Consider the following 20,241-nt stretch of genomic DNA (forward strand, 5'->3'; position numbering starts at 1 on the left):
AAAAAATATCCTTCAAGGCAAGCTTGAAGGGTATTTTTAATCAATCAATGATTAGTTTTCATCATTGTTGCTTTCAGCATTCTTCAATTCGTCACCGATCAAATCACCTAAAGTGAAACCAGTTGATTCTTCAGGAGCGTTAGCCGTTGAACGTTCGCTAGCAGTCCGGTTGTCCCGGTTGTTGTTACGACGACGGTTGTTGTTGCTCCGACGTTCTGGTTGACTTTCGTTATCATCGTCAGCAGTTTGTGGCTTTTCTTCCAAAGCTTTAATTGATAAAGCTAACCGCTTTTCGTCTGGACGAACGTCTAAGACTTTGACTTTGATTTCTTGACCAACTTTTAAGACATCGTTTGGTGTGGCAATGTGTTGGTGTGAGATTTGTGAAATGTGAACTAACCCTTCAACACCAGGGAAGACTTCCACAAAGGCACCAAAACTCGTCAAACGCTTAACTTTACCATCAAGTACAGCCCCTTGTGGTGCTTTTTCTTCAATACCATCCCAAGGTTCTGGTAAGGTTGCTTTGATTGATAATGAAACCCGTTCGCGGTCAGCATCAACGGATAAAATCTTAACCTTGACTTCTTGACCAACCTTCAATACATCAGCAGGCTTTTCAACCCGTTCGTATGAGATTTCTGAAACATGGACCAAACCATCAATCCCACCGAGGTCAACAAAGGCACCGAAGTTCGTCAAACGCGCAACTTTACCTTCAACGACGTCACCAGCTTGTAAGGTCTTCAAAGCTTCTTCACGTTGTGCTTCACGTTGCTTTTCAACAACGGCACGGTGTGATAAGATCAAGCGGTTTTCGCTAGGTTCAATTTCAATAATCTTAAGTTCAAGTTCTTGGCCTTTGTAGGCATTTAAATCTTCAACGTAATGATCATCAATCATTGAGGCAGGGATGAAGCCACGAACACCAGCGTCAACGACTAACCCGCCCTTAACAACTTGCGTTACCGGAGCTTTAATCGTATGACCTGCTTCGTATTCTTTTTCAACATCGTCCCAAACTTTGCGAGCTTCTAACCGACGATGTGACAGTAAGTAACTGCCGTTTTCCTTGTCGCTGCCAATCCGAGAAATGACAACCAAGTCTAAGACATCACCGACTTTAGCGGCTTCGTTGACATCGTCAACCCGTTGTGTTGAGAGTTCCTTCAAAGGAACGACCCCTTCAACACCGGTACCTTGGATACCAACAATTACTTGTTTGTCGTCGTCAATTGCTAAGACTTCACCCTTAACAACGTCACCGACGTTTACTTCTTCAACGCTGTTTAAAGCGTCTAAAAGTTCATTTTTCTCTTGGCTGTTTTCGTTTTCACTCATGCAAATTTCCTCCTGTCAACAATAACTCTAACCTATATCATAGCTGAAAATGCAATGAAAAGCTAGCTAAAAGCATTAAGTTAATGCAATTAGATTGTTGAACTTTGTTTTTTTGTAATAATTTCGGCAATGGCAGCAACAACTTCGTCGATTGACATTGGCGTCGTATCAACAAGTGTGGCGTCCGCTGCCTGTGTTAATGGTGACACTTTCCGCGTTGAGTCTTTGTGATCGCGTAATTCGATCTCAGCCTGGAGCTGAGCCAGGGGCGTGTCAATCCCCTTTTTAATATTTTCGGCATAGCGGCGCTTGGCCCGTTCAGCCGCCGAAGCAACTAAGAAGATCTTAACTTCGGCATTTGGCAATACCGTTGTTCCGATATCACGACCGTCCATCACGATTCCACCGGCATTGGCCATTTCACGTTGTTGCTCAGTTAAAATGGTACGAACTTGTGGTAGCGCTGCAATCGTCGAAACGTTATTCGTCACGTCTGGTTGGCGAATTGCCGCCGTAATATCTTCCTGGTTGGCAAAAACCAGTTGATCTGGTTCGCCGGGCTTAAAACTAATCTTGAGCGACTTCATCGCCGCAATTACGGCCGGTTCATCCGCTAAATCAATGTGCTGTTGCATTGCCCAGTATGTGACCGCCCGATACATGGCGCCGGTATCAACATAAATATAGCCAAACCGTTTTGCAACGAGTTTGGCTACGGTACTCTTGCCAGCTGAAGCCGGACCATCGATGGCCACCTGTAATGCTTGCTTAGCCATTAACTAACCCCTCACAATCTGAAAAAATCGCGTATTAACGGACACGTAACCGTTGACCAGCTGAAATCGTTGCGTCAGATGATAAACCGTTTAGTTCTAATAGTTTATCCACTGAGATTCCAGCATTCGTAGCGACCCGATAGACTCCTTGGCCGGCTTCTACCGTGACGTACTTAGTCCCTGAAGATGATTCTGAGGAGCTACTACTACTGCTAGCGCTGCTGTCGTCAGTACTCGCACTTTCTTTCGAGCTAGCAGCGGCTGAACTAGCAGCCTTGGAACTGGCAGCTTTAGAGCTAGCCAATGCCAAGCTACTGCTTTTGGCAGCAGCCTTTTTCGACGATGCGGCCGCCTTCTTCTTGCTAGCAGCAGTCGATGACTTGCTGGCAGCAACACTGGCCGATGACTTTTTCGAGCTCGAACTAGCAACTTGTTCAGTCTGTTGCGGATTATTAAGCGAATTCTTTTTCACCAAAAAGTAGCCAATTGGTGCCAAAGCAAGCAACAATATTAGCACGACTAACACGGTCGTTAGCGTGGAGTTGCTACTGTCTTGTTTTCGTTTTTGAGTTCGCGATAAATTGCCCGAGTCATCCCGATCGTCTTCAAAAGTTTTGTCCCACGGCTTATCCGCTTGGGATTTGTCATTATCATTTTTTTGACTCATAGGGTGTTCCTCCTCAAAAAACTTTCAACCAATATTGTAACATAACCCTGAATTGATTTCTTTAAGAATTTGGTAAAAACAATTGAGCTAAGCGCTGTTCCCACGACATTAGCGGGGCCACAGCCTCGTCATGTGTCGCTGTCAGCCCTAACGCATCAAGCGGTAACGGTTCACCAGCTAGCTGACAGCACTGTTCTGTATGAGTCACGGCCGCCTCACCAAAGTAAGTTAGCATTACGGCCCGATGACAAGTCGTGGTTTGGACGTAACTCATGAGTGCTCGCAGTTCACGTTCCTTAGCCGCTTGGCGATCAGCAAAAATGGTTGCAACGGTCTGCGGCGGCGTTCCTTGTAGCCAGTAAGACTGCAAGACTTTACTACGGTCATCCGTCGGCGGTTGCTGTGCTTGATAACGACTGTAGTCTTGCTGGATTTCATTGGGGGTCGCAGCCGTCAATTCGTTCAGATTCCGAACCAGGTTTTCGTCGCCCGGTGCGTACAACATAATCGCCATCGCCTGCTGGCCATCACGCCCCGCCCGGCCGATTTCTTGAACGTAGTCGGCTAGTGTCGTTGGTAAGTGGTAGTGGACCACCAGGCGAATATCAGCTTTGTTGATTCCCATCCCAAAAGCAGACGTGGCACAGATCACATCCAACTGTCCCGCCATGAATTGCTGCTGGATCTTGAAGCGGTCATCAGTCGCTAGCCCCGCGTGATAGGCCGCGACCCGTAACGTAGTCGTCGTGTGCAGCCACTCCGCTATCAAGTCAGTTTGCCGCTTGGAAGTAAAGTAGACGATGACTGGTCCGCGCGCACTCGTCACTAGATGTTGTAAGGTCGCCCGTTTATGATCTTCGTCATTGACCTGCTCAACTGCTAAATAAATATTGGGCCGATTGACTGAATATAAGACCTGTTGGGCGTCCGGAACGGCTAACTGCGTCAAAATATCTTGCCGAACGCGTTGCGTGGCCGTGGCGGTGAGCATTAACGTTCTTGGTGCCCGCAACCGTTGCCGAATCTCGCCGAGACGGCGGTAGTCGGGACGAAAATCCGGCCCCCAAGTCGAAATGCAGTGGGCTTCGTCGATCACCAGTAACGCCAGTGACACACGCATCAGCGCCGCTTGAATCTGGTCTTGACTCAACATTTCTGGCGAAATAAACAGGAACTTTAGCTGGCCGAGATGATTCAGCAGGTGCTGGCGAGCACCATAATCGAGTTGCGAAGTCAAGGCGGCCACTTGCTTTTCGCCTTGATAGTTTAAGCGTGCCAACTGATCTTGCATCAAGGAAATCAGCGGTGAGACCACTACCACTAATCCTGGCAACGCAGTCCCAACGAGTTGGTAAATCAATGACTTACCGGTTCCCGTCGGTAATACCGCTAAGACATCTTGACCTGCTAATATTTTCTGAATAACGGCTAGTTGGCCGGGGCGAAATTCATCAAACCCATACTTCGTTTTCAACAGTCGATACAATTCATCTTCTGACATGCTGACACCTCATAATCTGAAATAACCGAAATTCAAAGAAATCTAACGTGGGTAATGCAGCCTGGGCATCCTGAAACGACCAGTTTGCAACATCTGGTTGCGCCGCAAAGATATTGGTCAATTGCTGCGTTAACTCATGATCCAGCACCATTTCATACGGAAAATCAGGCGACCACATCGCGACTTCCAGCAAGTGTTCACGTACCGTACTCATCTTTAAATGCCGGGCCTGCGCGATTGCCGCGAGTTGGTGGGTCGTTAAAAATGCTTGGTAGGTTTGCAGCGCACTTTGACTGATGGGACTCGCTTGAGTGAACGCCGCCAACAATTGAGCAAATGGATCCTGCGGGTGCTGCTGGATCCACTTGATCCACTGGCAGATTACATCGGTGTGCATCATGTCAGTCTCGAAGGGGTGCCGACCTAGTTGTTCAGCTAACTGTTCATTCGTTAGCCCGGGTTCTTGATAACCTGTGAGCCCCTGGACGAAGACCGTTGGCAACTCTGCATCTTCCAAACTCGTTAAGAAGGCGGTCAAAGCCGCATGAATCTGTTCGCCGAGTGTCGCCTTCGATTGACGGCGCAACCATTGCTTGACCTGTGCTTGAATTCCCGGATCAGTCGTCACCGGATAATAATGGCGATCATGATGCACAAGCTCAGAGACAACTTGTAAGGCGAGTTGACTGACGACCATAAATCGACGGACATCCGTAGTTTGAAACACCTGAAAATTCCGGGGTAAGTATAGCGTCTGACGGAACTCGGCTTGCCGTTGCGCCCCCACCGGCGTTAGTTGCCAGCTTCCCGCGGTCGTACTCACCAATTGACCATTTTCGGTGAGGACTTCAGTTGCCGCCATAAAGTCTTCTAAGGGCACCGTGTGACAACTGTCGAGTAGATCTAAATAGCCGGCGGTCAACCCGGCAAAGAGTGTGGAGACCGTGCGGCGGCCGCGTAAGACATTAAACAAACTCTTTGCTCGTCGCGGCGTCGTACTGAATAACAATAAAACGTAGTCTGGAAACACGGTGAGCCCTCCTTTACATTTGTTAATTTGACCGGCTCCCAACCAAGGGCCAGCTTAACTTCTTAAGTTGGTGGTGAGTTAGCCCAACTTCACTCAGGATGACGCTGCTAATTCGCTAGCTGGTAGATTAACCGGTAGCTTATTGATCTTGCTAAGTTTAGGTAATCAACGCTACCACGAACTGGCAAGACGCCGCATTGCGCATCCATGATTAAGTATTCAGCGTGCGTATTTAAGAATATCACGGTGTTGCCAAATTAAAAAGGCCGTCACCTTGCATTTACGCAATAGATGACCGCCTTCGTTATTATATTGATTGTGCTTAAACTCGGCTCATCAGCTGATTGTGGTTGCCTAACCATTTAGCCAGCCGTTGATAGACCAGCCAGAAGACGTTGCCGACCAGCAGACCCTTGATCAAGTTGAATGGGACGACTGCGACCAGCACGATTGTATTCAACGACATGCTGAGCTTCATGCCCATCACTTGTAAGTAGAATGGCAGGACAAACGTCAAGTTAGCTAACGATTCAATCACAACGAGCCCGACCGTCGCAACACCAATTGCGACGGGCATCCGCCACTTAGGATCACCATGATAGTAACGTAGCACTAATGCAAATGCTAAAATCAGCACTGCCGTACCCAAGAAACTAGCAAACGACCCGATTAAATCATAGATGGCGAAACCCATCATGGCTGAATGCAGGAGCAGTTTGATAATGGTGATAACAAACGCGCCCCCAACACCAAAGAGAAAGAGCCCAATCAGAATGGGAATATCTGAAAAGTTGATCTTCATCCATGGCGCAATCGGCAAAATCGGAAACTCCACTAACATTAAAATATACGCACTGGCACCGAGTAAGGCTATGCCCACTAGTCGGTGTAACGTTGTATGTTGCATAACGCACCCTCCTATGGGTCATCTTCAATGAACCGCATTACCAGTTGTTTCAAATAAAAAAGCCCGCCCGATCACACTAAATGTCATCCGGGGCGGACTTACTTGCAACGCTTGGCAAATAAGCTCGATCTTCTTTATACCAGACTTTACTGTCGACTTTGGAATTACACCAAATCACTATGCACACGCATAGGTCGCGGGTTATTACCGCCGGTCGGGAATTGCACCCTGCCCTGAAGATGAACCAATATTTATTTTTACAAGTTTATTTTAACGGCTTTCGTTCAAAAATGCAAGCGCTATCGTTCACCTTTTAACTTACTAATTTCAATTGGCTTTAACTTACGGTATTCACCTGGTTGTAAACTCTGCAAATCGAGAACCCCATAGCGTTCCCGTTTCAACTTCGTCACCGGGTGACCCACTGCAGCCAGCATTTTCTTCACTTGATGATTATGGCCTTCGTGAATCGTCAATTGAACCAGCGCATTATTCTTCTTGTGATCACTATCTAACAAGTTCGACTTGGCAGGCGCCGTCTTACGGCCATCGATTTCAACGCCTAAGCGCAATTGTTTGAGATCGGCGTTGGTCGGCACGCCCTCGACTTTAGCCAAATAAGTCTTCTTGACTTCGTACTTCGGATGGGTCAACCGATTCGCAAGGGCCCCATCATTCGTCATGATGAGCAAACCTGAAGTATCATAATCCAACCGTCCTACTGGATAGATCCGTTCTGGTACGTCTTCAAAGAAGTCTAATACCGTCTTACGGTCCTTTTCATCATGAACGGTCGTCACGACTCCCCGCGGCTTGTAAAACAAATAATACACGAGTTTTTCCGCGTTTAACGGGACCCCGTCAACCTCGACATGGTCACTGGGTTCCACCTTTACGCCGAGCGTGGTGACCGTCTTCCCATTCACCTTAACGTGACCGGATGTGATCAACACTTCTGATTTACGCCGCGAAGCGATGCCCGCTTCCGCCATTACCTTTTGTAATCGTTCTGCCATTATTTATCCTCACGTTCTGCTTGTAATTTATCCTGAAATGCATTTAAAAAGAGGTCCGTCTCTGGTGCGGGATGCTCCGCGTCACTCAAGGCCGCTAAATCAATCGCTGGTAAATCATCTAGAGATTTTAGCCCGAAGTAATCCAAGAACAGTTCCGTCGTGCCGTACAAGATTGGTCGTCCCGGTTCACTCAAGCGGCCCGTCTCGGTGACCAACTGTCGCAAAACTAATTTTTGAATCGTCGACCCACTGTGCACGCCCCGAATCTCATCAATTTCGATTCGCGTCAAGGGTTGCCGATACGCGATGATTGCTAAGACTTCCAACGATGCTTGTGACAAACTCGTCGTTAGCGGCGCTTCAAAGTAGCGTTTTAACACCGGTGCCACTGCGGCCTTAGTCGCCAAGCGATAAGTATTCGCCGTTGATAGGATCATGAGGGCGCTGTCTGGATCGGCTTGATACTTCGTGGCTAGTTGTGTGAGCATCGTCGTAATCGCCGGCTTAGCAAACCCCGTGGCGTGCTCGATTTCGGCGACCGTGATGCCTTCATCACCAGCCACAAATAATAGTCCTTCAATTTGTTCAATGTTCGTCATGCTGTTCATCCTGTCGTAAATATAAATGAATCGGACTCAGTGGCTCAGCTTGCTGCAACGCCACTTGATCCTGCTTGGTTAATTCTAACACAGCCATAAAGGTTGTCACTAACATTTCATCGCTGGCACTGACCGTAAATAGGTCGGCAAAATCCAGTCCGTGAGGTTGCTGTTGCAATTGCGTCGTAATTTGTGTCATCCGCTCATCAATGTTGATGGTTTCAGCGACGACCGTTTTCGTTAGTGGCCGTACCCGCCGCCGTTTAGCCACTAATTGCCGAAAAGCCGCCTGCAGATCATCTAAGGTGATTCCCGCAGTCAGCTTGGGAGCACTCAGGTCGGCCGGCACTAACATCGCTTCCCGCGTGAAATGTTGATGGCGCGCTTGTTCTTTTTCCCGTAATTCACCAGCTGCTTCCTGATAAACCTTATAAGCTAAGAGTTCGGCCACCAGTGAATCACGCGGATCATCGTCCTCATTATCCTCTTCGTCCTCGTCTGGTTCGGGCTGGGGCAACAAGAACCGACTCTTGATGGTCATCAACGTCGCCGCCATGACCAAATAATCACCAGCAATATCTAATTTTAGTGCTCGCATGGAGTGCAAGTAATCCAGATACTGCTGCGTGATGGCCGCAATTGGAATATCATAAATATCCATCTTGTTTTGGCGAATGAGGTGCAGTAATAAGTCTAACGGCCCCTCAAACTCCGAAATCTTAATGGTGATTGGTTGTTGTTGGTTGTTTGTCACGATTACGCTCCCACGCGCCAATGATTGGCGCCATTTCTAAAGTTCCCATGACCCGTTGTTTGGGATACAGTGCGGCCAGCTCATCCAACATCTGATACTGGTTAGCGGCCGTCCGTTCCTCGGGCGATAATGAATCGTGATGCAATAAGATAAAGTCACTGCCGACTTCAATGCCAATAATGCCACAGAAATCGCCGTCACCTTGCCGCCATAGTAATAATTGGTGGTCCTCTGTTGACTGATACCACTGCATCTCAGTTTGTAGATGTGTTAAATCTTTGAAATCCGGGATAAATGACAGTAGCCCCATGGCGACCTTTTCATAATCCTTCCGATATTTAACGAGCACGGTATTGCCTCCCTTAACTGCTTGCTTCCACACCACGTCTACGCTCGCGGATGATACTTATTATAAACCTCAGCGAGGCGTTTTTTCGAAATATGCGTATAAATTTGGGTCGTCGAAATATCGGCATGACCTAAAAGTTCCTGCACGACACGCAAGTCCGCCCCATTTTCTAAAATGTGAGTTGCAAACGAATGGCGCAACGTATGCGGTGTCACGTTTTTTTCGATGCCAGCCGCCTTGACCTCTGCCTTCAGATTTTTCCAAACCCCTTGCCGACTTAATTTACCACCGTGGTTATTAATAAATAAATAGCTGTTCCGGCGTTTGGCAGAGACGAGTTTGGGCCGAGCCGTTTTTAAATAACGGGTAATAAAATCAATGGCAACATCACCGATGGGAATGATCCGCTCCTTATCACCCTTACCGATCGTTTGAATCAACCCCAAGTCCAAGTGCAGATCGTCCATCGTCAAATTAATCGTTTCGCTGACCCGCAGCCCGGTCGCATACATCACTTCTAACAGGGTGCGGTCACGTAATCCGAGCGGGGTATTCAACTTAGGGACGGCTAGCAATCGTTCGACCTCACGCGGTGACAACACTTGTGGTAAGTGTTGCGCCCGCTTAGGCGTATCGATCTTTAGCATCGGATCAGTATCGATGGCGTGCATTTGGGCGAGATATTGAAAAAACTTACGCAAACTAGACACGCTATGAATGATCGTATTCCGCGACTTGCCCGCCTCATCAAGATACTGCAAATAATTCAACAGGATGTACCGGTCAACCACCCGATAGTCCGTGATCTGCTGACTCATCAAGTATTCGCTAAACGTGGTCAGATCTTGAGAGTAACTCTTGATCGTATTCTCGACTAATCCCCGTTCAACACGCAAAAAATGCAGGTAATCAGCAAGCTGGTCCTGCATTTTTTGATCAATCGTCGGCTTGCTCATCCGCATTTTCGAGTAGCTTGATCTCACCTGGTTGTTGGCTGATCAAGCGTTGCTTCAACAGATTACCCACAGCGCGCTTAAATTGTGATTTACTGATACCAAAGTAATTCCGAATGTCATCGGGATCACTCTTATCCCAAAATGGTAACGCGTGGTCCGCTTGATGTTGCAATGCTGCTAATAACATTTGGGCGTCATCGCCAATTTCTTCATATCCCCGCGGCTTCAAGGACAAGTTCAATTCACCGTCGCGCAAAAAGCCAATGACCCGTGCCTTGACGTGTTGTCCCATGCGTGGTTCCTGTTCACGTTCTGACGGGTGCACGAAGCCCAGGTGATTATCGTCCGTGATGACCGACGTACCAGCCATCTTCAACCGAAAAACGGTCGCCATGGTATCCGTATTCTTAACTTGGGCCCGATCATATGGTTTAGAAATAGCCTCAAAGTCCGTCAATTCGGCCAACGTCGCCCATAGCCGTTGTTTATTGTCACGGGCTAACTTAACGTATAAACGATCATCTTTTTTAGGCCATAGTCGACTGATAGTCGGTAATTCGTCTAATGACACCACCAAGTCCTTATTCGGTAAACCGACATCGACAAAGACCCCTAGATCATGCCGCGTCCGGACAACCGTTCCCCACACAAAGTGATCAAACGAAATTTCTGGGACAAACCGCGTCATTTGTAAGTGGTGATCTTCATTCTCATAAACAAAACCTTCGTAAAGTCCGCCAATATGCAATGGCTTCTCCGGTTCAGTCTTATCGACCCACAGCGTCTGCCCGTCGATCTGTACGAAGTATGCTTCATCGTTTTCATCGGTTACCTTCGCCGTAACCACCGTTCCAATAATACTATCCATGTGATAACTCCTCTGAATATCCGTCTATAAATATCAACGGACCGTTCTTTTTAATTACTGTAAACTTAAATGTAAGACTTGAATAATGCAATAGGTTATACCAGCCGCAATAATTGGCCCGGCCGCGATTCCTTTGAGCAAAACAACACCCATAATGGTCCCGAATACTAACGCCACGGTAATCTCTGGTGTCGCTGACAAGAGCCCGACACCGTGAAATGAGAGCACTGAAACCAACACTCCACACGCAACCGCAATCCAGCCCACTGGTGACTTAAACGCATGCCACAGATCCCGAAATCCAATCTGACCAGTCGCAATCGGAATCAAAATTGCAACGGTAATCACCGTCACACCCCAATTGATCCCCTTCTGCCCAATCGTCGTTAATAGCTTACTCGTATTAGGAATCAATTTGATGAGCAACACAACAACGGTCGCAATCTGTAAGGACTGATTTTTCCCTAACCATGCCACCACTAAAATCGCTAATAAAAATAACCAACTTTCCATACGACACCTCACGTGTTATCAATTGTAACTGAAAACGGCCCGAATTACGAGGGGTGTTGGTCGTTACTCACCAATTTCACCATCCCCCCTGATCAATAACCGATCCCTATTCTTCAATTTAGGCGGAAACATGATCAAAAGGTGCCAAAACGTCAACGTCAAGTGATCCAGCTTAAACCCGCTGGAAAAGGGTCTATTTAGCGTAAACTTGCTTAGTTAGCGGCGTCCTACACCGACTTCCAGGCATTTCGGCCAATTGCTGGAACGCGGTGGACACAGATTTAAGCCGCAGCCCACGTCTTAAATACTGGTCTTCCACTAACCAAGCAAAGGACGCTTGCCAAGTGGAATTTCACCGCTGAGCATTGGCCGAAATGCCTTCCAGTCGGGATGGTATTCGAATGGCTGACATGGGTGGACCCAGCATTGAACGAATTGGACGTTGCTATTTTAGAGATAGCAATTTTATCATACAACAGTTAGTTTGATAATATAATTGTGATTGTACGATTATTTCTAACTCCACCGTATTAGTACTGAGGTATCCCAAACAATGAGACAGCATTAACGCATGTTCAAAATTCTAAGTAGTAAACTCGTTCAGCGGCAAGTTGCACCAAGTTAGGTGGTTGTTCATCAGCCATTCGAACGGCTTCCCGACTGGAGGGGTTGGGTGACAATGCTCAGTAGCCAAATTATTCTTGGCTGGAAGTGGTCTGCTTCCGGCCTAGAATAAGACTCGTATTTGAGATTGCGCAGTGGGTTGCTGCGTGAGCTCGAATCGACGTCGGCTACGTTCCAGCAATTGTCACCCGGCCCCGTAGGTCGGAATAGGACGAACCTTGCTGACTAACCGGAATCTCCAAACGTTTTGGCACCTTTTAATCATATTTCATACTAATTCATCTGGGGGTGAAGCAGTTTATGTAACCCGGTTTGTAAAATTAAGTTAGAAATTTAAAAAGCCATTTGTGATAGACTTTTGAGTGTCAAAATCAAAAGAAAGGCTGATCACAAATGACCTATACTCATCTTACCATAGACGAACTTGCCACAATTTATTCTTTTTGGAAACTCGGTAAAAAGGCTTATCTAGTGGCCCCAGCGCTCCATCGGAGTGCTGAAACTGTGTATCGTATTTATCGGTTTCTTGACGCTGGCGGTACGATTATTGATTACCAATGCCACTATCGAAAGCATAAACAACATTGTGGGCGTAAACCAATTCAACTACGCCCTGATGAACTGGCCTATATTCAAGCCAAAACTCAAGCTGGTTGGCAACCAGATACCATTATTAATCGCCAAGAACGGGCTTTCAGCTGTGGGGTTCGAACCCTTTACCGCCTTTTCAAACGCGGTGTTTTGGGGTTGTCGACCAAAGATTTACCGATGCACGGCAAACGGCACCCTAATGGTTACATTGAACGCCGTGGGAAAGCGGGTCAATTGGGCAGGGATTTAAAGAATCGTTATCAGGACTATCCTAATTTTAATCAAGAATTCGGCCATTTAGAAGGTGACACGGTTCAAGGTAAAAACCATCAGGGTGCGGTAACCACGCTGGTTGAACGACAAACTAAGGTCGCAATTGTGCTGAATTCGCATACCAAGTCGGCACACGATGTCAATCGTAGTTTAGCAGGATGGCTTTCGAAGCTGCCACGACACCTATTTAAGTCAATTACGTTTGACAATGGTAAGGAGTTCGCCGGTTGGCGAACCATTGCTAACCAATTTGATTTAAATATTTACTTTGCCGCTGTCGGAGCACCCAATCAACGTGGTTTAAATGAGAACACCAATGGTCTGCTGCGTAAAGATGGTTTACGTCACAATCTTATTATGGACCAGCTATCAGATAGATTTGTTCAAGCAGTTGCCAGTCGACGAAACCACATCCCACGAAAAAGTTTGGGTTACCAGACACCTCTGGAAGCATTCATCAGTCAGATTACAGATGAACAGTTAAAAAATTTCTAACTTAATTTGACAATTCGGGTAATATAAAAAGCCGCCGCAAAGCGACGACTTTTCAATATCAAATTGGATTTGATCTTAAAGGGCGTTTGAAGCACCGCGGTATACAAGGCCACGACGTGAATCAACGGTGATCAATTGACCATCAGAGATAACACTAGTAGCGTCCTTAACACCAACGATAACAGGAATTCCCATTGAGATACCAACAACAGCAGCGTGTGAAGTTAAACCACCGTTTTCAACAACTAAAGCACTAGACTTTTCGATTGCTGGTAAGTAGTCTTTGTCAGTCGTCTTAGTAACTAAGACGCCACCTTCAACGGCCTTGTCGATAGCTTCTTGAGCAGACGTTGCGATTACGGCTTTACCGATAACCGTTTCATCACCGACACCTTGACCATCAGCTAACTTAGAACCAATTAATTGGATCTTCATGATGTTAGTCGTACCGCGTTCGCCAACTGGCACACCGGCAGTGATCAGGATTAAGTCGCCTTCCTTGGCAAAGCCAAGTTCAACAGCCTTAGAAGCAGCTAAATCAAACATGTCATCAGTGGTTTCTGGTTTTTCAGCCACGATTGGTTGAACACCCCAGTTAACCATTAAGCCACGTTGAGTCCGTTCGTCAAAAGTGATTGCTAAGATATCAGCATTTGGACGGTACTTCGAAATCATCTTAGCAGTGTAGCCAGATTCAGTCGCAGCAACGATCGTCTTAATGTTCAAGTTCTTAGCTGCCCGAGCAATCGCAATACCGATTGTTTCAGTAACACTAGTCTTGTCGAAACGGTTTAATTGTAACGTACCGTTTTCAGCCAAAGTGTTTTCAGCCTTTTCGTCGATCTTAGCCATCATGGCAACAGATTCAACAGGGTAAAGACCATTAGCACTTTCACCAGAAAGCATCGTTGCGTCAGTACCATCAAAGACGGCGTTGGCAACGTCAGAAGCTTCGGCACGAGTAGGACGTGGGTTTTCTTGCATTGAGTCTAACATTTGAGTAGCCGTGATAACTGGCATACCTAAAGCATTACACTTCTTGATTAAACTCTTTTGTACCAATGGCACATTTTCAGCAGGAATTTCAACACCCATGTCACCACGAGCAACCATCAAACCATCACAAACCTTAAGAATTTCATCGGCGTTGTCGATACCTTCTTGTGATTCGATCTTAGGGAAGATTTGAACGTGTTCCATGTGCTTTTCTTCAAGTAATTCACGAATGTCTAAGACATCTTGTGGCTTACGAACGAATGAAGCAGCGATGTAGTTGATTTCATGATCCAAACCAAAGCGAATATCGCTTGAGTCTTTTTCAGTGATCCCAGGTAAGTTGATTGAAACGCCAGGAGCGTTAACACCCTTACGTGAGCCTAAAACGCCGGCGTTTTGAACAGTTGTAACCAATTCGCGGTTAGCTTCGTCCTTTTCGTCGATCTTCATGTCTAATAAACCATCATCAAAGAGGACATGGCCACCTACATGAACGTCGTCAAAGAGGTTCTTGTAAGTAACGGCAATCTTATCATGGGTCGTATCTAATGAATCGTCCATGGTGATACGAACCTTATCACCGATCTTGTATTCAGATTTCCCGTTAGCTTGAACGGTCGTCCGAATTTCAGCACCCTTAGTATCAAGCATGATACCAACGGTCTTACCCGTAATCTTTTCTGCTTCGTGAACTTTGTTTAAGCGATCTAAATGTTCTTCATGATCACCATGTGAAAAGTTAAAGCGGAAAATATTTGCGCCGGCTTCGATTAATTTAACAATAGTGTCAGTATCGGTGCTGGCAGGACCAAGTGTTGAAACAATCTTGGTTTTTTTCATAAGAAAAATCTCTCCCTTGAAAGTTTTTATAAAAAGACATTAACGTCATTTTTATCAAATTAAAATAAGAACTAACATGCCATGATTACTTGAATGAAATTTCTTCATTCAACTTATCTAATGACACTTCAACGTCATGCTTAGATTCAAATAAATCTAAGATGTTGTGGTTGACTAATTGGTTGTTTTGAATCCCAACCGCTAAGCCACCCTTGCCGGCAAGCAAGAGTTCCACAGCGTAGGCACCCATCTTGCTGGCCATGACACGGTCTTTAGCAGTTGGATTCCCACCACGTTGCATATGAGCAATGGTATTCCCACGAGCATCAAAGTCACCATATTCGGATAACTTCTCAACAAACTCCTGGGCACCCATCACACCTTCGGCTAACACGATCAAGTTGCTCCGATGACCATTGGCCCGGTTATGCTTAATCTTGTTGGCGATTTCTTCCATGTCCCAATCAACTTCGGGGACCACGATAGCAGTCGCGCCGATTGAAACACCGGACCATAAGGCTACGTCACCAGCGCCACGACCCATAACTTCCACAACGAAAGTCCGGTCATGACTATGAGCCGTATCATAAATCCGGTCAAGGGCTTGCACGTTGGTGTTGACAGCAGTGTCAAAACCAATTGTGAAGTCCGTGTAAGGAATATCATTATCGATCGTCCCTGGAAGACCAATCGTGTTGTAGCCGTGTTCCGTTAAGCGCAATGCGCCATGGTAAGAACCGTCGCCACCGATAACAACTAAAGCATCAATCCCAAACCGCTTCAATTGTTCGATCCCTTTTAATTGACCTTCTTCATGGGCAAATTCTGGATAACGTGCGGAGTATAGTAAAGTTCCGCCGCGTTGAATCACACCATCTAAGTCGGCTGCTTCTATTTTGTGAATGTCACCGGCAACTAATCCAGCAAAGCCGTAATTGATGCCGTATGCTTCCAACCCTTCAGCCATTGCTTTACCAGCAACTGCACGAACGGCCGCATTCATACCAGGAGCGTCGCCGCCACTGGTTAAAATACCAATGCGTTTCATTTTTTCACCTCAGGCAATAAATTGAGTTCGTAACTCCATAAGTGATTCTAACACTTTTCACGTGGATTGTCTGTTATTTTCTAAAATTAAATGCGTTAAAAAACGCCGTCGTATCAAGGGATAGCGTTCTTCATCACCACATTATCGCGACCTAATAAGGTTGTAAGCGCTCCAACCAAATCTGGATTTTCTGCGACCCAATACTGTGAATTTAGTTCAACCGTTCGATGGGCTGCTGCCGAGTAAATTAGAACTGGATTAGGACCTCGATATTGACTTAAGATCCTTAAAATTTCCTTTTGCACAGTCGCCGTTGCTTGCTCAGGTTGCAACCGCAAAAAGAGTTGGCCGGTTGGTTTAGGTAGTTGTTCCGCCAACTGCCAGGTGTTGACGATCACTTGCAGATCCCGCTGTTGTTCGACCTTACCAGTAATTAACACGATTGCTTCTGGTTTCAATTCCGCCTGAATCCGTTGATAGGTGTTGGGAAAAATCGTCAAGTCGATTTCCCCGGATAAATCACTTCCCGTGGCAAACGCCATTGGTTGACCACGCTTGGTCCGAATCGTTCGGACCTTCGTAATATAGACCAGTATTTGTGCCGGTTGTTCACTCGTGAGCGTGCTGACTAATTGCGTATGTCGTTGTTGCGCGAGCCAATCATACGTTTCTACCGGGTGCCCTGAAACGTACACACCAAGATATTCCGCTTCTTTGGCCAATCGCTCACCTAACGAGAGCTCCGGTTGCTTTTTGATCTTCGGCGCTAATGATTCAAACAAACTCATACTGCCACCGGCTAACTCGGCGCTTGACATCAACTCAGGTACACTGGTCAGCAGCTCCGCACGATTCAGGCCAAAGTGGTCAAAGGCACCCGCATAAATCAAGGCGTTCATCAAATCCGCTTTGAGCCACTTCGCGTCAATCCGTTGCATAAACTGTTGAAGACTCCTGAACGGTCCGTTGGCCTGCCGTTCGTCCAGTACACTGGCAATAAAGTCACGTCGCAGCCCCTTGATTGAACTGAGGCCAAACACAATGGCCTGACCATTCCAGTCAAAGTACTGCCCACTGCGATTAATATCTGGTGGAATAATGGCAACTTGATGCTGCCGAGCTTCCGCTAAATACTGTTTTAGCTTGGTCCCATTGCCTAACACAGAATTCATCAACGAGGTAAAGAATGCCCCGGAATAATGAACCTTCAAGTAGGCTAGTTCAAAGGCCATCTTACTGTAGGCAATCGCGTGTGAGCGGTTGAAACCGTAGTTCGCAAATTGCTCAATATATTGATAGACCTGGGTCGCCACTGCTTCGGAATAACCATTCTGTTGTGCGCCGGCGATAAATTGCTGCCGCATTTTGTCGATCACGGCGCGTTTCTTTTTACTCATCGCGCGCCGTAATAAATCGGCTTCTCCCAGCGTAAAGCCACCCATGACCGCTGCAACTTGCATGACTTGTTCTTGGTAGACCAGAATGCCGTACGTCGGTCCTAAGATTGGTGCGAGCTGTTCTGCGGGATAGCTGACCGGTTCTTGGCCTTGTTTGCGCGCAATAAAATGGTCGATATTTTCCATTGGCCCCGGCCGGTAAAGTGCGTTGACTGCGGCGACCAATTCAAAATTATCCGGGTGCAAGCGCCGCAGTACATTTCGAATCCCCGCCGATTCAAATTGGAAGACCCCGGTCGTGTCGCCTGCCTGAAATAATTTAAGGGTCGCCTGATCGTTCAAGTCGATTTTAGTAATAGCTAGTGGCTTGCCAGTTTGACGCTGCACATAATGTAGCGCACTCGCCATTAAAGACAAATTTCGCAGTCCTAGAAAATCCATCTTTAACAGGCCGACTGCCTCAACGGTATCCTTGGTATACTGAGTCATCATCATTGTTTCACTACCCGCTTGTAGTGGCACGATCTGAATCAAAGGTTTTTGGCTTAGTACCACGCCAGCCGCGTGCGTTGAATAATGGCGCGGCAAGCCTTCCAAGCGCTGGGCAGTTTCAAATAGCAACTTATTTTTCGATGAATCAGCAACGAGATTTTGTAACCGTTGGGAACCCTGATAAGCTTGCTTGAGGGTAATATGCAATTGATTAGGAATCGCGGCGCTCCAGTCACTCATCTCGTAACTCGAGAGGCCGAAAACCCGGCCAACATCACGTAAGGCTTGCTTTGCAGCCAAAGTGCCAAACGTGATGATTTGGGCGACACGGTCATGACCATACTTATCATGAACATAATTCAGCACTTGCTCCCGGCGATTATCAGGAATATCTAAGTCAATATCCGGCATATTCGCCCGTTTGGCGTTCAAAAAGCGTTCGAATAGTAAGTCGTATTGCAAGGGATCCACATCCGTGATATTGAGGACATAGGCGACTAATGAACCAGCAGCGGAGCCTCGCCCAGGCCCGGTCGTAATCTGTGCTTCATGAGCAAAGTTCATCACGTCCCAGACGATCAGAAAGTAGTCGTCAAACCCCATCTGATCAATCACGGTCAGTTCGTGATCCAAACGATCCTGGTAGGCTTGTTGATCAACAGACCCCGTCATCGCAGCCAGGCGCTTTGTCAGGCCAGCCGTGCACAACTCGCGTAAGTAGACGTTGGCTGGCTGTTCAGTTGGCGTTGGAAATTGCGGTAACTGCGGTTGTTGAAATTGTAATTCAACTTGGCACTGCGCGGCAATTTCAGCGGTGGCCGCCACTGCCACCGTCAATCCAAGTTGCTCATAGTCAGCCGTTACGGTGTCGGCTGGCCGTAAATAGTGACTACCCTCAATGCCCTGCAACGATTCAGGCTGTTCGATCTGTTGGCCCCGATCGATTGCTCGCAAAACTGAAACGGCAAAGTAATCCTTGGCCTGGACGTAGTCGACTGGATCTAATGCTACCACCGGTAATTGATGCTGCTGTGCAAAGGCCGTCATTGTCGTTCGTAACGCGGGAGCCTGATCCAAAGAAATTCCTAGATATAGGCTGTCAGGGTCGACCGCCTGCCGTAACATCGTCACCCAATCGGCGGCTTGCTCAGCGTTGTTTTGTAATAGCAATGCTGCTAATTCGCTGTCTTTAGCCGGAGTTAAGACCATTAAATGGTTCAAATACGGTAATACGGCTGTTAGCGATAACCCGGCATCCGTCGCCGTCTGCTTCATCGTCGACAACCGCATCAAGTTTTGATAGCCAGCTTGGTCTTTCGCGAGCACGACCAGCGGATACGTTTGGGCCGTTAGTTCATGTCCTAATAGGTTCAACGTTATGCCTAGTATCGGGGTGATTTCCGCCTGGCGACAGGCATTATAGAAATCAACAATCCCGTACATGACATCAACGTCCGTTAAGGCCAGCGCTGAATAGCCGTGCTGCTTAGCAGTCTGGACTAGCTCACTGACAGTGCTAGTGCTTTGAAGCAAACTAAAAGTACTCAACACTTGCAATGGAACATATTGTGCCACTATCGCCGCCTCCTTTCATAAAATATCAGCTTTCAACTCGCATCGAAAACGTAACATCAAATCAGCTACGTCAAGCTCACTCCAAATTGATGAGTAAACAAAGAATTCACCAGTCTATTCAATGCCAGTTGATGGCCAATCTTGTTCTCAGATATATTCGTTACTATTTATTATACCAAACAGTTGTTCTAAGCGGCAGTTTTAAGTCATCAGATAACGTGCACGGTTATATTTAGATGGATAACTAGGGTTTCACCGCCGTCTCGTCGTAGTTATATCAGCCTAATTAAAGCCTTAATATCCCGTTATTACCCAATTGCTTTTTCCTGTCGGTGTGTTAAAATAATTTTCATTGGGAGGTGTCGGAAAATGATGAGACAACTTACGATTATCTTTTGGAGTGTCCTCTTCGGTGAGGTCATCGGCTATATCGGTGGCGCCCTCGAACAACTCTCCTATAATCCTGGTGAAATTGGCATCGTTGCTGCAATTTTTGCGCTAGTCGTGGTCAACAGTATCACATATATTACTAATCATTCCCAACCCGCTAAAGGTTCAGATAATAAGTAATTAAAAACAACCAGAGGCTTTGCTCCGCTTAGTCTCAGCACAACAAAAAAAGACGAGTACCCC

18 protein-coding genes and 1 riboswitch are annotated in these 20,241 nt (G+C 46.8%); of the genes, 2 read left to right on the plus strand and 16 right to left on the minus strand.

From position 1 onward, the window contains the following. Positions 1-51: 51 nt before the first annotated feature. The 13 genes from rpsA to V7R88_RS07295 all read right to left on the minus strand — a co-directional run bounded on the left by rpsA (position 52) and on the right by V7R88_RS07295 (position 11,277). Complete coding sequence (rpsA, locus tag V7R88_RS07235; RefSeq protein ID WP_060598941.1) at positions 52-1,341, minus strand: 30S ribosomal protein S1; 1,290 nt, start codon at positions 1,339-1,341, stop codon at positions 52-54. Between the two features lie 89 nt (positions 1,342-1,430). Further along, complete coding sequence (cmk, locus tag V7R88_RS07240) at positions 1,431-2,117, minus strand: (d)CMP kinase (RefSeq protein ID WP_057717152.1); 687 nt, start codon at positions 2,115-2,117, stop codon at positions 1,431-1,433. A 34-nt stretch (positions 2,118-2,151) separates the two neighbouring features. Continuing rightward, positions 2,152-2,784, minus strand: a complete 633-nt coding sequence (locus tag V7R88_RS07245) for a LysM peptidoglycan-binding domain-containing protein (RefSeq protein WP_057717151.1) — start codon at positions 2,782-2,784, stop codon at positions 2,152-2,154. A 61-nt stretch (positions 2,785-2,845) separates the two neighbouring features. Continuing rightward, the gene (locus V7R88_RS07250; RefSeq protein ID WP_057717150.1) at positions 2,846-4,285 is read right to left on the minus strand and encodes a RecQ family ATP-dependent DNA helicase; all 1,440 of its coding nucleotides are present in this window, start codon (positions 4,283-4,285) and stop codon (positions 2,846-2,848) included. Then, positions 4,272-5,315 (minus strand): helix-turn-helix domain-containing protein, encoded by a 1,044-nt coding sequence (locus V7R88_RS07255; protein ID WP_057717149.1) that lies wholly within the window; start codon positions 5,313-5,315, stop codon positions 4,272-4,274. The genes V7R88_RS07250 and V7R88_RS07255 overlap by 14 nt, the downstream gene beginning before the upstream one ends. Before the next feature lie 322 nt (positions 5,316-5,637). Further along, entirely contained in the window at positions 5,638-6,222 is a 585-nt protein-coding gene (locus V7R88_RS07260) for a Gx transporter family protein (RefSeq protein WP_338816112.1), read from the minus strand. A 123-nt stretch (positions 6,223-6,345) separates the two neighbouring features. Further along, positions 6,346-6,467, minus strand: a riboswitch (FMN riboswitch). Positions 6,468-6,521: 54 nt separating this feature from the next. Continuing rightward, complete coding sequence (locus V7R88_RS07265; RefSeq protein WP_057717147.1) at positions 6,522-7,238, minus strand: pseudouridine synthase; 717 nt, start codon at positions 7,236-7,238, stop codon at positions 6,522-6,524. Continuing rightward, entirely contained in the window at positions 7,238-7,837 is a 600-nt protein-coding gene (scpB, locus tag V7R88_RS07270) for an SMC-Scp complex subunit ScpB (protein WP_057717146.1), read from the minus strand. The genes V7R88_RS07265 and scpB overlap by 1 nt, the downstream gene beginning before the upstream one ends. Further along, positions 7,824-8,591, minus strand: a complete 768-nt coding sequence (locus V7R88_RS07275) for a segregation and condensation protein A (RefSeq protein WP_057717145.1) — start codon at positions 8,589-8,591, stop codon at positions 7,824-7,826. The genes scpB and V7R88_RS07275 overlap by 14 nt, the downstream gene beginning before the upstream one ends. Further along, on the minus strand, positions 8,557-8,940 hold the full coding sequence (locus V7R88_RS07280) for a hypothetical protein (RefSeq protein ID WP_057717144.1): 384 nt from the start codon (positions 8,938-8,940) through the stop codon (positions 8,557-8,559). Before V7R88_RS07280 ends, V7R88_RS07275 begins: the two co-directional genes overlap by 35 nt. Before the next feature lie 38 nt (positions 8,941-8,978). Next, positions 8,979-9,869 (minus strand): site-specific tyrosine recombinase XerD, encoded by an 891-nt coding sequence (gene xerD / locus V7R88_RS07285; protein ID WP_057717214.1) that lies wholly within the window; start codon positions 9,867-9,869, stop codon positions 8,979-8,981. Between the two features lie 7 nt (positions 9,870-9,876). Then, a complete protein-coding gene (locus V7R88_RS07290; protein WP_057717143.1) occupies positions 9,877-10,764 on the minus strand; it encodes a CvfB family protein in 888 nt (295 codons plus the stop codon). Positions 10,765-10,818: 54 nt separating this feature from the next. After that, entirely contained in the window at positions 10,819-11,277 is a 459-nt protein-coding gene (locus V7R88_RS07295; protein WP_003640601.1) for a DUF441 domain-containing protein, read from the minus strand. A gap of 1,017 nt (positions 11,278-12,294) precedes the next feature. On the opposite strand from V7R88_RS07295, the gene V7R88_RS07300 reads away from it, so the two are divergent. Beyond that, on the plus strand, positions 12,295-13,260 hold the full coding sequence (locus V7R88_RS07300; protein WP_033609918.1) for an IS30 family transposase: 966 nt from the start codon (positions 12,295-12,297) through the stop codon (positions 13,258-13,260). Positions 13,261-13,335: 75 nt separating this feature from the next. On the opposite strand, the gene pyk is transcribed toward V7R88_RS07300, so the two are convergent. The 3 genes from pyk to dnaE form a co-directional block, all read right to left on the minus strand. Next, positions 13,336-15,096 carry a pyruvate kinase gene (gene pyk, locus V7R88_RS07305; protein ID WP_057717142.1) on the minus strand — a complete coding sequence of 587 codons (1,761 nt, stop codon included), beginning with the start codon at positions 15,094-15,096 and terminating at the stop codon, positions 13,336-13,338. A gap of 85 nt (positions 15,097-15,181) precedes the next feature. Beyond that, positions 15,182-16,144, minus strand: coding sequence for a 6-phosphofructokinase (gene pfkA, locus V7R88_RS07310; protein ID WP_003640604.1), 963 nt, complete (start codon positions 16,142-16,144; stop codon positions 15,182-15,184). 113 nt (positions 16,145-16,257) lie between these two features. Next, positions 16,258-19,608 (minus strand): DNA polymerase III subunit alpha, encoded by a 3,351-nt coding sequence (dnaE, locus tag V7R88_RS07315; protein WP_057717141.1) that lies wholly within the window; start codon positions 19,606-19,608, stop codon positions 16,258-16,260. Positions 19,609-19,977: 369 nt separating this feature from the next. On the opposite strand from dnaE, the gene V7R88_RS07320 reads away from it, so the two are divergent. Further along, a complete protein-coding gene (locus tag V7R88_RS07320) occupies positions 19,978-20,178 on the plus strand; it encodes a YjzD family protein (protein WP_057717140.1) in 201 nt (66 codons plus the stop codon). Positions 20,179-20,241: the final 63 nt, after the last annotated feature.

This window comes from Lactiplantibacillus argentoratensis (assembly GCF_037290055.1).
GTDB lineage: Bacteria > Bacillota > Bacilli > Lactobacillales > Lactobacillaceae > Lactiplantibacillus > Lactiplantibacillus plantarum.